Origin of the sequence: Rhizobium aouanii, assembly GCF_037002925.1 — a bacterium.
Classification (GTDB): domain Bacteria; phylum Pseudomonadota; class Alphaproteobacteria; order Rhizobiales; family Rhizobiaceae; genus Rhizobium; species Rhizobium aouanii.
In genome coordinates, this window is record NZ_JBAMYD010000038.1 from 1 (window position 1) to 10,404 (window position 10,404).

A 10,404-nucleotide genomic window follows, 5' to 3' on the forward strand; every position below is an offset into this window, starting at 1 on the left:
CGCAGGCTCATCCACTCACGGTCGCGGGCGACCTTCCGTCCAGCGCAAGCCCCGAGGGCGAAATCGCACCCGTCTCCGAGGTGGCGGTCACCGACGCGCCAGCGGAGGTGGTTGAGATTGATCCGACTGAGGCATCATCCACGCATGGGTTGGCATCTCTTGAGACGGCTGAGCCACCGGCCGATGAGCCTTTGGCTCCTCAAGAAGAGCGGATCGCGACTGCGCCCGGCCATTTGGGCGGTGACAGTCGTCGTAAGCTGCGCAAAGCTCCATCACGGACACAGTTTGACGCCAAGCAATCCCAACCGGATGGAACGAGCGTCGAGCGGCCGCTGCCACTGGCTCAAGATGAGCTGATCGTGCTCGAACAGGAAAATCGCCGCCTGAAGGCGCTTCTGTGCACACATCTTGAAACCGAGAACGCCACACTCCGCGAAATGCTCGCCCGCTGTTCCTAGCCTGGCCTTGGATACGGTCGAACACTTGACCTGGACCGCATTCAGGCACGCCGGCCAGCTTGTCGAGATACGGCGCAGACGAAGGTGGAGTGGAGGCAAGCGCGCCATAGCCGACTTCGCCAGGTGCTTGATCGACAGAGATCCGGCATCGGATCAGCTTGCTATCGACTCGGAGCAGGATCTTCCTGCTGACGGGTACTGGCTTACACATCCTGTTTCCGGTCGCATGAAGGCCGCGCTTCAAGAAGTCTTGAGCCCTGAGGCTATGCGTCTACGAACATCTTTTCGTGCAGAACAGGCGCGGGGATTGGCAATAAGAATTGGGATTCCGTCCAGAAGACTTTGGACCATTGATGGCGGCGATGTTCAACGATAGGGTCGCGCCGGATCGAACCGATTTCGACAACAAGAGGAGAAGCCGTGCCATCAGGAACTGTGAAGTTTTTCAACAACGACAAGGGATTCGGGTTCATCACGCCCGACAATGGCGGGACGGACGTCTTCGTTCACGTGTCGGCGTTGCGCGGCGGCGCGTCAATTCGAGACGGTGACAAGGTCAGCTACGATGTTGGTCAGGATCGCAAGACCGGCAAGTCCAAGGCCGAAAACGTCAGCGTCATCTAACCGCGTCCTCTTGAACCGTCGACTGAACTCAGTCTGCGCCCTGATCGACGCGGCTAAACCGCCCATTGCTTCAAGTGAAAATGGCGGCAAGCCATTTGGCGCCAGCTTCCGTCCGAGGACCCTACCCCCACAGCAGCGCTACCGTAGAGCAACGGCAATCAAGATCGGTTGAGACACCGACGTCAATTGTCTCGCGACACTCCTGTCTGCAGTGGCTGGGCCTCTGTCTCCCCGCTCGCCACGAAGTCGGCCGATCCTCAAGTCCCGGATCGGCTTCACGGCGTCGATTGACGCCTGATAAAGCGGATGCGCCTTGTAGGCGGCCAATGCGGCTGTATCCTCGAATTCCGCATAGACGACGAGGTCGACCTCGTTGCCGAACAGGTCATGCTTCAGATTGAAGCCGATCTCAAAGTGACGCGCATAGGGGATTTCGGCGAGGAGGCCGAGGCCTTTGCGGACGTCGTCAATCTTTGGTGCGACTGCTGTGAAAAACACGATATGGCGGATCATGGTGCGGCTCTTTCGCTATTTGTAGTCTCGGGGAGGCATGTGACGGCGGAAGAGCGGCGCCCAGGAGGCATTGCCCGAGCGTTTTGCTTCCCTGCCTTAGGGTGCCCTGCGATATGTCCAAAGCTGCGCCGGCGGTATGTTTCTGACGACGAAGTCGTAATGCGACACGACATAGCGTCCGGGCATCTTGATGACCGGTGACAACGGGCCATAGGTGATCTGGATGACCGGCCGGCCGGCGGGCACGCGGGCAAGCAGGTCTTCGAGCAGGGCGACGCGCCGTTCCATCGGGAAGCTCAGCATCGGGATGGCGCTGATAACGCAGTCGAATTGCTCCTTGCTGCGTTCAGCCAGGACCTCGTCCAGCCGGAACGCATCGCCGAGGCGGATATCGACGCCTGGAAACCGTCGCACCAATCCCTCATGAAACGCGCTCGAATATTCGACCGAGACCAGTTGCGAAGGTTTTAGCCCTCGCTCCAGGATCGCCTTTGTGATGACGCCGGTTCCGGGGCCGAGTTCAAGAACAGGAAGGCCGGAGTGGGGATTGACGACGCTTGCCATGCGACGGGCGGTATAGATCGATGTCGGGATGACCGCGCCGACGCCCTTCTTGTCTCTTTGCCAGCCCTTGAAGAATTGCAGCTCGTCTTCAAACCTCCTGGCAAGCTCAGTCTTCAAGCGAAAAGCCATATCCACCCCCCTGATTCCCATGACGTTCTCAATGCGAACGCCTTCTTGTCGATATTTGCGACATAAACAAGCCTATTCGCGCCGAAATCGGTCCTCTCCTAAGGGATTTCTGGCGTTCGTTTTAGACGACGACAACGATAGAGCCGCCTCTCATCCCCACACCAACTGCCGTCCACAACGCTATCTCGCCATCGACAAACTGCGGCCCTCGTTTGCGAGCGACAGCGAAAGAGGACTTGTCACGGCAGAGGAATTTCCGACGGCTTCAAGGCTTCGCACGGTCTTTTCGGGAGCGATACCCGCTTGTAGTAGTGCCCAGCCGAAACACTTCGCGGATGACAAAGGCAGCCGCGCCGATCATTGCGGCAACCGGAGTGGATCTCATTTCGGTCGGCTGGTGCAGCCGTAACGCCGCAACGTTCGATGTCGGATTGGATTTTTCAAACTCCACGTCGTGAGGCGATCGCTATCTCCGCAAGGACAATCCGAGTGTCTTGCTATCCTATGGCGGATACCTCTGCGCGGACTCGGGGCCGAAACGCGATGATTGACCGCCCTCGGCATCAAAGTTCTCGTCCATGAAGGTCTTCGCCAGTGAGACCGCAGCCTGCATGTCGTGCCCGAGCGCCAGATGCGCGGCGATGGCGCTCGGCAGCATGCAACCTGTTCCCCGCAACGTTGCCTGCCGTCTCGGCAAGGCAAAATGGCGTGGCGGAATTCCGGTTGCATAGAGTGTGTCGATGGCCAGTGCGCCGTTCCTATGGCCGCCTTTCACCAGAACGGCCGGGCAGCCCATGTCCAGCAGTTGCAGGGCCTGACGACCGATCTCGACATCGCAACAGGCGGTTCCGCAATCGGTGGGCATACCATCGGCAGCAGCCTTTGCCGGAGGTTTTCGAGCCCGTTGTCCGAGAGGAGCCGGGTTCCGGATGAACTCGCAAGCACCGCATCGAGAATGACCGGAATGGCAAGGTTGCCGGCAATCACATCGGAGATTGCCTGCACCGTTTCCGCCGTCGCCAGCATTCCGATCTTGATGGCCGCATCGGATCGGCAGAAAGCGCCGCGAGCATCTGGGCGGCGACGAAAGAAGCGGGCATGGGTTCGACCGCGATAACCTCAGCATGAGTCTGCACCGTAACCGCCGTAACTGCAAGCGATGCCCGAGCGCCGAAATGGGATAGCGTCGCGATGTCCCGGGCAATGCCGGCGCCGCCCGAAGAATCCGAGCCGCCGATAACGAGCACATTCGGACGCGCCGTCATCGCCATGGTTCGGTGAACTCTATCCATGCACGTGTTCTCGCTTCGGGGTTGGCGTTCAACGTGATGTCTGTGACCACGGCCGCACTGCTGGCGCCCGCATTGAACACACCCTGCAGCCTTTCAATGTTCAGCCCCCCGATTGCCACGAGTGGAATTGGTGCGATACGCTTCTTCCATTCCGTGATCCGCTCAAGCCCCTGGGGCGACCATTTCATATGCTTGAGGATGGTTGGATAGACCGAGCCCAGCGCGACATAATCCGGGCTGGCTGCGAGCGCGGTTTCAAGCTCGTTCTCGTCGTGGGTGGATAGGCCAAGTTTCAGGCCGGCTGCGCGGAGTGCCGCAAGATCCGCCGCTGCAAGATCCTCCTGTCCCAGATGGACGAAGTCGCAGCCTTCCTCGATCGCGAGCTGCCAGTAATCGTTGATGACGAGCTGGCAACCATAGGCGGCGCATATCGTTTTTGCCCGTCGAATCTCTGCCTGCAAGATGTCTTCCGGCCGATCCTTGATCCGCAGTTGCACGAGCCTCACGCCCAGCCGAACCAGTCTCTCGATCCAGTCGGCACTGTCGACGATCAAATAAAAGGGATCGAGCTTCATGCGAACACTGCCTTGCCGATGACCGGTGTCGAGGGAACCGCCATATCTCGCGGCTCCAATGGTCCCGCGAGAAAGGCATTGCGGCCCGCTTCTATGGCCTGTGCGAACGCCTCGGCCATCAGCGCCGGGTCCCCTGCTCCGGCGACTGCCGTGTTGAGAAGCACGGCATCGTAGCCGATCTCCATTACTGTTGCCGCATGCGACGGGCGGCCGATGCCGGCATCGACAATCAAAGGAATGTCGGGGAAATGCGCACGCATTGATTTCAGCGCCATCAGATTGACCGGACCCATGGCCGAGCCGATCGGCGCGCACCATGGCATCAGCACTTCGCAACCTGCTTCCACTAAGCGTTCGGCAACAACCAGATCGTCAGTCGTGTAGGGAAACACTTTGAAGCCATCGGCGCAAAGGACCCTCGCGGCTTCCACCAGCGCAAAGACATCCGGCTGCAGTGTGTCGTGATGTCCGATCACCTCCAGCTTGATCCAGTCGGTGCTCAGAAGTTCCCGCGCCATGTTGGCCGTCAGCACGGCCTCCGACACCGAGTGGCATCCCGCGGTGTTCGGCAGCACGCGCACGCCGAGCGCGCGGATCATGTCGAAGAAGGTGGAATCGACCCTGCCCCCGGCCGTCTCGCGTCGCAGGGAGACGGTGATGATCTCCGTTCCGGAGCGACGAACCGCCTCTTCGAGAACGGCTGGGCTGGGATAGCGCGCCGTGCCGAGCAGTAGCCGCGAGCCGACCTCGCTTCCGTAAAACGCAACCATGTCAACCTCCCTGCAGTGCCGTGAGAATTTCGATCCGGTCACCCTCTGCAAGACGGCATTCGGTTCGCTCCTCGCGATGAACGAGTTCGCCGTTTACAGCAGTTGCCAGCCATCCACCCTCATATTCAAGAGTGGTCATCACATCAGAGAGTGTCAGGGCATCGAGGTGGTGATCCTCGCCATTGACGATCAGTTTCATGTCATTGTTCCTATCGCTGCTTGTTTCCTTTGCGGCGCGGCCAACAGTCGTGTCACTTCTCGGGCCATGGCCGGCGCCAACAGGAAGCCATGGCGGTAAAGACCGTTCACAAGAAGCACCGGCCCCATGTGAACGACACGCGGAAAATTGTCCGGAAAGGCCGGCCGCACACCCGCTCCGGTTTCGATCACGCGCGCTTCGCCGAAAGCGGGATGCAGCGCATAAGCGGCATTGAGCAGTTCCATGATCGAGCGCGCCGTGGGTGGTCCGTCCGCATCGCTCTCGATCATGGTCGCGCCGACCATGAAGCGGCCTTGCTGGCGCGGGACGATGTAGAGCGGGTAACGCGGATGCAGCAGCCGGATTGGCCGCGACAGCGAAATCTCCTCCGTTTCCAGATAAAGCATCTCGCCACGCACGCCCCGCAGCCGCTCCAGCGTGCCGATGGCGGCGGAGCCGGTGCAGTCGATCACGTGGTCATACCGGCCTTCCGGGAGATCACCGGCGACGCCCAGATGAAACTGAACGCCCCCGCCCTGCAACGACCTGTGAAGAGCCCGCAGAGCGCGCCGTGGATCGAGATGCGCCTCCTCGCGAAAGAAGAGGCCCTTGCGGAAGCGTCCCGCGAGCGCCGGCTCCAGCTCGGCTATGCCGCCTTCATCCAGCCATTCATACTCCGATGTGCGGGAGGCGAACCGTACAAGCTCGCCCTGATCCCGTTGCGGCGCGACGACCAGCGTGCCGTTGCGCGTGACTTCCCCCGGCACCGCGGCCTCCCACCAGTCGGCGGCAGTCTTGCCTTCCGCCAGCACCCGCTGGTCGGCGCTTTCCCGCTCGCACCAGGGCGCAAGCATGCCGCCGGCCAGCCATGACGCTCCCGCCCCGATCGTTGGCGCGATGTCCGCAACCTCCACAACAAAACCGTCTGACGCGAGCTCATGCGCCACCGCGAGGCCGGCAACGCCAGCCCCCTTGACAAGGATGCGCAATGTCACTCCCCCACGGGCATATAGAGATCGCCGCCCTCACGGTATTTCGCCGCCATCGCGTCCAGCCCCTCCTTCTGCGCTTCGGCGCGGATGTCGTGCGATATGCGCATGGAGCAGAATTTCGGGCCGCACATCGAACAGAAATGCGCCACCTTGTGCGCTTCCTTCGGCAGGGTTTCGTCATGAAAGCTGCGGGCGGTATCGGGATCGAGCGACAGGTTGAACTGGTCTTCCCAACGAAATTCGAAGCGCGCCCGCGACAGGGCGTCGTCGCGCAGGCGGGCGGCCGGGTGCCCCTTGGCAAGGTCGGCGGCATGGGCGGCGATCTTATAGGTGATGACACCGGTCTTGACGTCGTTGCGGTCGGGCAGGCCCAGATGCTCCTTCGGCGTCACGTAGCAGAGCATGGCCGTGCCGAACCAGCCGATCATCGCCGCACCGATGCCGGAGGTGATATGGTCGTAGCCGGGCGCGATATCGGTCGTCAGCGGCCCCAGCGTGTAGAAGGGCGCCTCGCCGCAGACCGCGAGCTGCTTGTCCATGTTCGCCTTGATCTTGTGCATCGGCACATGGCCGGGCCCTTCAATCATCACCTGGCAATCCTTCGCCCAGGCGATCTGGGTGAGCTCACCGAGCGTTTCCAGTTCGGCAAATTGTGCCGCGTCGTTGGCATCGGCGATCGAACCGGGGCGCAGGCCGTCGCCCAGCGAGAAGGTGACGTCATAGGCGCGGGCGATGTCGCAGATCTCCTCGAAATGCTCGTAGAGAAAACTCTCTTTGTGGTGATGCAGACACCACTTGGCCATGATCGAGCCGCCGCGGGAAACGATGCCGGCAACCCGATTGACGGTCAGCGGGATATAGGAAAGCCGCACGCCCGCATGGATGGTGAAATAGTCGACGCCCTGCTCGGCCTGTTCGATCAGCGTATCGCGATAGACCTTCCAAGTCAGGTCCTCGGCAATGCCGCCCACCTCTTCCAGCGCCTGATAGAGCGGCACGGTACCGATCGGCACCGGCGAATTGCGGATGATCCATTCGCGGATATTGTAGATGTTGCGGCCGGTGGAAAGATCCATGACCGTGTCGGCACCCCAGCGGACCGCCCAGACCATCTTCTCGACCTCCTCGGCCATGGAGGACGTGACGGCCGAATTGCCGATATTGGCGTTGATCTTCACCAGGAAGTTCCGGCCGATGATCATCGGCTCGGATTCCGGATGGTTGATATTGGCGGGAATGATCGCCCGGCCTTCGGCGACTTCCCGGCGCACGAATTCCGGTGTGACGAAATCCGGGACATGGGCGCCAAAACTTTCGCCGTCGCGGATAAGAGCCTCCTTGGCCGCCTGACGGCCGAGGTTTTCGCGAATGGCGACGAACTCCATTTCCGTTGTGACGATGCCAGCACGCGCATAGGCAAGCTGGGTAACGGCCCTGCCGTTTCTGGCCTTGAAGGGCTGGTTGCGGATCGGGAATTCGGGCGTCAGGTGATTTCCGGAGATGAAGCCGTTATCCTCCGGCCTGACGATGCGACCCTCATAGGCCTCGACGTCGCCGCGAGCGAGAACCCAGCTTTCGCGCAGGCGCGGCAGGCCGGACTCGATCGCCACGACATGTGCGGGATCGGTGTAGGGACCTGAGGAATCGTAAACGGTCACCGGCGGTTCGCCGGAGGTCGGATGAACGGAAATCTCGCGCATCGGCACGCGGATCTGCGGATGCAGTTCGCCCGGGATATGAATCTTGCGGGAGGCCGGCAGTGGGCCGGTCGTGACAGTCGGGGTAAGATGTTTTGCGGCAATATTCATGGATGAGGCTCCAAAGGTTGGAGACCCAGTCATCAGAGCCGGAATGATGAAAAGACGCTGACAGGAATCCGCACGCGGAATCCCAGTCATAGCAGCGCTTGCACCGTCCCTACGCCAGTATGAACTGGATCAGGTTCAACGGGTCACTGCGCCGCGAAATCGCTCAGCAGTATCTCAGCCCCTTGTCGTGACCCCCCTGGTGAATGAACGTAGGTTAGTGCCCGAAAAGGCGTTTCGTCAACCGTCAATCGCCAAAGGATGTCAGAACCGTCTTGCCCGCTACATCCGGTAGGCGACGGCGCCACCCGTCAAACCGGCACCTGCAGCGGTCAGCAGCAGCGTCTCTCCCTCCGCAAACTGCCGCTTGTTCTTGGCGATAGAGAGCAAAAGCGGAATGGTCGCGGCAGAGGAATTGCCGAAAATTCGATCGTCCGGACTGTCCTTGCCGGATCGATGCCGAGATTGTCGCAAACGGCGCCGAACATGCGTGCATTGGCTTGGTGCGGAAGGAACCGGCCAATCTGGCCGGCGGTGATTTCTGCATGCTGCAATACTCTTTGCGACGTCTTGGAGCAGCACCGCGCTCGCCCGCTCGGCGAGGTTGATCCGGCGGCTAAGAATGTTGGCCGCAACCACCAACACTGCACGCCCTTAGGCGCGAACGAAACCGTCGGCGAGCATGAGCGCATAGAGGAAGCCCGAACAGGCGCCCGCAAGGTCGATCGCGCCGGATCGCATAAGTCCAAGTCTATGGGCGAGCAAGGGGGCGGAGGGCAGAAGCAGGATGATCGGGTGTTGACGTTGCGAGCAGAGTGAGCGCGATCTCGCTTCGGGCAATCTCCGCATCGTTGAGGGCTATCCGGCCTGCGTCGGCAGCAAGGCCGCTCAGCGTCTCACCGTCTTCGGCCCAATGGCGCGTGCGACGTCTGCTCGTCAGTAACCATGCACCACAATTCAATATTCTATCGCTGAATAGAATATTGAATTGAGCCTCCGTCGATGTCAGCATCCTTGCCAAGCCGAATTGCGCTCGTTCGGGCCACGATCCGACGAATCTCAACAAGAACGGCCGCTCGATAGCCGTCGGGGGCATGAAGAGAGCAGCCCCTGTCTGTTCAGGAGCGCCCGGATCGATCCGCAGAGGGGACGTCGGTAATCCGCGTTCGTATCTCTTCGACAAGAGTCGGACGAATGCCGTCCTCACCAAGCACGGTCTTGAGGTAGTCAACGGCGCGGGCGACAACATTGGCTTCCGTGTGGGCGCGTATGATCTGATCGACACCGGGAACGAGAGTTGCGCAATCAAACTGTTTCATGGCTTTCTCCTCACTGTCTCAGGGCTTCGCTCGTCGAAATCCTCGCGCCGCCGTTGGCGCCGGCGGCGAGCAGCGAGGCCGCTTCGTCATCGACGGCGACAAAGACGTTTGTAAGCCCTCGCCTTCCGAGTTCCTCCAGAAGTCGTTCCGCGTCGGAGGAACAACGAAGACAACCAGCGACACGCATCCGGCTGGCGCCTCTTTCGAGCAGCCAAGTTCCGTCATCGTCAGCGGCGAGGCATGCATCGAAACGCTCCGGGACTGCTGGCGATTGAGACGGCTCGCCGACCTCGAATCTGATCCCGGCCTCCCGGAGCTTGCGGAAACCGCCGCCGTTCACCCGCGGATCGGGATCTTGCAGGCAGGCATGAACAGCGGAGACGCCTGCCGCGATGATCGCATCGGCACAGGGCGGCGTTGTGCCCCAGTGGCAACAGGGTTCCAGCGTCACATAAAGCGTGGCGCTACGAGCACGGTCGCCGGCATCGTCAAGGGCGACACGCTCGGCGTTGGGCCGACCGCCCGCCTGGGTCCGGCCGCGCCCGACGATCGCGCGATCGCGCACGATCACGCGTCCGAACGAAGGATTGGGCCAGACATGCCACCTGCATGGAACGGGCAAGGCGCGACGCGAGATTGGATCACTCGCATTGACTGAGCACCGCGCGTCCGCAATCTGACACCGCCATATTCAGATTCGCGTTCAATGTGCAATTCGCGAATGAAAGTGCCATACCTGATTTACTAGTGACAATTTGTCCTACTAATGACAATTAGTATTACTAATAGAGAATGCTGATAGATGGCATACATCCACGCTATGGATAAAGAGACATGCGGTTCAAAGGCCTTGATCTAAATCTCCTGGTCGTGCTCGACGCTTTGATGGCCAAGCGTAATCTCACGGCAGCGGCACGCAGCATTAATCTGAGCCAGCCGGCCATGAGCGCGTCGGTCGCCCGGTTGCGCGCCTATTTCCAAGATGAGCTGTTTGCGATGGTTGGCCGCGAATTTATCCCTACGCCGCGTGCCGAAGGGCTCGCGTCCGCGGTGCGCGAGGCTCTGCTGCACATTCGGCTCTCCATTATTTCCGGGGAACCGTTTAACCCGGCCCACTCAGATCGTCGCTTCAGGATCATCCTTTCCGACTACGTTACCCTCGTC

At 60.7% G+C, this 10,404-nt stretch carries 11 protein-coding genes, 5 pseudogenes and 1 riboswitch; of the genes and pseudogenes, 3 read left to right on the forward strand and 13 right to left on the reverse strand.

What is annotated here, in order from left to right; genetic code table 11:
• Both V8P77_RS34420 and V8P77_RS34425 read left to right on the forward strand, forming a co-directional pair.
• Positions 1-458 (forward strand): annotated as a pseudogene (locus tag V8P77_RS34420) (hypothetical protein); the annotation flags it as partial.
• 420 nt (positions 459-878) lie between these two features.
• Complete coding sequence (locus tag V8P77_RS34425) at positions 879-1,082, forward strand: cold-shock protein (RefSeq protein ID WP_264399512.1); 204 nt, start codon at positions 879-881, stop codon at positions 1,080-1,082.
• A gap of 252 nt (positions 1,083-1,334) precedes the next feature.
• Here V8P77_RS34425 and V8P77_RS34430 read toward each other — a convergent pair.
• The 13 genes and pseudogenes from V8P77_RS34430 to V8P77_RS34490 form a co-directional block, all read right to left on the reverse strand.
• Positions 1,335-1,595 (reverse strand): annotated as a pseudogene (locus V8P77_RS34430) (Dabb family protein); the annotation flags it as partial.
• A gap of 96 nt (positions 1,596-1,691) precedes the next feature.
• Complete coding sequence (pmtA, locus tag V8P77_RS34435; protein WP_264399511.1) at positions 1,692-2,288, reverse strand: phospholipid N-methyltransferase PmtA; 597 nt, start codon at positions 2,286-2,288, stop codon at positions 1,692-1,694.
• 502 nt (positions 2,289-2,790) lie between these two features.
• Complete coding sequence (locus V8P77_RS34440; RefSeq protein ID WP_264399510.1) at positions 2,791-3,153, reverse strand: bifunctional hydroxymethylpyrimidine kinase/phosphomethylpyrimidine kinase; 363 nt, start codon at positions 3,151-3,153, stop codon at positions 2,791-2,793.
• Positions 3,060-3,314 carry a bifunctional hydroxymethylpyrimidine kinase/phosphomethylpyrimidine kinase gene (locus tag V8P77_RS34445; RefSeq protein WP_264399509.1) on the reverse strand — a complete coding sequence of 85 codons (255 nt, stop codon included), beginning with the start codon at positions 3,312-3,314 and terminating at the stop codon, positions 3,060-3,062. Before V8P77_RS34445 ends, V8P77_RS34440 begins: the two co-directional genes overlap by 94 nt.
• Complete coding sequence (locus V8P77_RS34450) at positions 3,272-3,559, reverse strand: bifunctional hydroxymethylpyrimidine kinase/phosphomethylpyrimidine kinase (RefSeq protein ID WP_335916742.1); 288 nt, start codon at positions 3,557-3,559, stop codon at positions 3,272-3,274. Before V8P77_RS34450 ends, V8P77_RS34445 begins: the two co-directional genes overlap by 43 nt.
• Positions 3,550-4,155, reverse strand: a complete 606-nt coding sequence (locus V8P77_RS34455) for a thiamine phosphate synthase (protein WP_264399508.1) — start codon at positions 4,153-4,155, stop codon at positions 3,550-3,552. The genes V8P77_RS34450 and V8P77_RS34455 overlap by 10 nt, the downstream gene beginning before the upstream one ends.
• Complete coding sequence (locus V8P77_RS34460) at positions 4,152-4,925, reverse strand: thiazole synthase (protein WP_264399507.1); 774 nt, start codon at positions 4,923-4,925, stop codon at positions 4,152-4,154. The genes V8P77_RS34455 and V8P77_RS34460 overlap by 4 nt, the downstream gene beginning before the upstream one ends.
• 1 nt (position 4,926) lies before the next feature.
• Entirely contained in the window at positions 4,927-5,124 is a 198-nt protein-coding gene (gene thiS, locus V8P77_RS34465; RefSeq protein ID WP_264399506.1) for a sulfur carrier protein ThiS, read from the reverse strand.
• Positions 5,121-6,113: a glycine oxidase ThiO gene (gene thiO, locus V8P77_RS34470; RefSeq protein ID WP_264399505.1), complete on the reverse strand. Its 993-nt coding sequence runs from the start codon at positions 6,111-6,113 to the stop codon at positions 5,121-5,123. The genes thiS and thiO overlap by 4 nt, the downstream gene beginning before the upstream one ends.
• 2 nt (positions 6,114-6,115) lie before the next feature.
• A complete protein-coding gene (gene thiC, locus V8P77_RS34475; RefSeq protein ID WP_264399504.1) occupies positions 6,116-7,924 on the reverse strand; it encodes a phosphomethylpyrimidine synthase ThiC in 1,809 nt (602 codons plus the stop codon).
• A gap of 88 nt (positions 7,925-8,012) precedes the next feature.
• Positions 8,013-8,132, reverse strand: a riboswitch (TPP riboswitch).
• Positions 8,133-8,203: 71 nt separating this feature from the next.
• Positions 8,204-8,846, reverse strand: a pseudogene (locus V8P77_RS34480) (3-oxoacyl-[acyl-carrier-protein] synthase III C-terminal domain-containing protein); the annotation flags it as partial.
• Positions 8,847-9,039: 193 nt separating this feature from the next.
• Positions 9,040-9,240, reverse strand: a complete 201-nt coding sequence (locus V8P77_RS34485) for a DUF1059 domain-containing protein (RefSeq protein ID WP_264399503.1) — start codon at positions 9,238-9,240, stop codon at positions 9,040-9,042.
• A gap of 283 nt (positions 9,241-9,523) precedes the next feature.
• Positions 9,524-9,877: pseudogene (locus tag V8P77_RS34490) on the reverse strand (bifunctional diaminohydroxyphosphoribosylaminopyrimidine deaminase/5-amino-6-(5-phosphoribosylamino)uracil reductase RibD); the annotation flags it as partial.
• 197 nt (positions 9,878-10,074) lie between these two features.
• Here V8P77_RS34490 and nodD2 point away from each other — a divergent pair.
• Positions 10,075-10,404: pseudogene (gene nodD2 / locus V8P77_RS34495) on the forward strand (transcriptional regulator NodD2); the annotation flags it as partial.

What these genes read in the sequence shown, in the direction of transcription:
- pmtA (WP_264399511.1), bottom strand. Translation starts at nt 2,288, where the DNA reads ATGGCTTTTCGCTTGAAGACTGAGCTTGCCAGGAGGTTTGAAGACGAG.
- V8P77_RS34485 (WP_264399503.1), bottom strand. Translation starts at nt 9,240, where the DNA reads ATGAAACAGTTTGATTGCGCAACTCTCGTTCCCGGTGTCGATCAGATC.
- thiS (WP_264399506.1), bottom strand. Translation starts at nt 5,124, where the DNA reads ATGAAACTGATCGTCAATGGCGAGGATCACCACCTCGATGCCCTGACA.
- V8P77_RS34440 (WP_264399510.1), bottom strand. Translation starts at nt 3,153, where the DNA reads ATGCCCACCGATTGCGGAACCGCCTGTTGCGATGTCGAGATCGGTCGT.
- V8P77_RS34450 (WP_335916742.1), bottom strand. Translation starts at nt 3,559, where the DNA reads ATGGCGATGACGGCGCGTCCGAATGTGCTCGTTATCGGCGGCTCGGAT.
- V8P77_RS34460 (WP_264399507.1), bottom strand. Translation starts at nt 4,925, where the DNA reads ATGGTTGCGTTTTACGGAAGCGAGGTCGGCTCGCGGCTACTGCTCGGC.
- V8P77_RS34445 (WP_264399509.1), bottom strand. Translation starts at nt 3,314, where the DNA reads ATGCTGGCGACGGCGGAAACGGTGCAGGCAATCTCCGATGTGATTGCC.
- thiC (WP_264399504.1), bottom strand. Translation starts at nt 7,924, where the DNA reads ATGAATATTGCCGCAAAACATCTTACCCCGACTGTCACGACCGGCCCA.
- V8P77_RS34455 (WP_264399508.1), bottom strand. Translation starts at nt 4,155, where the DNA reads ATGAAGCTCGATCCCTTTTATTTGATCGTCGACAGTGCCGACTGGATC.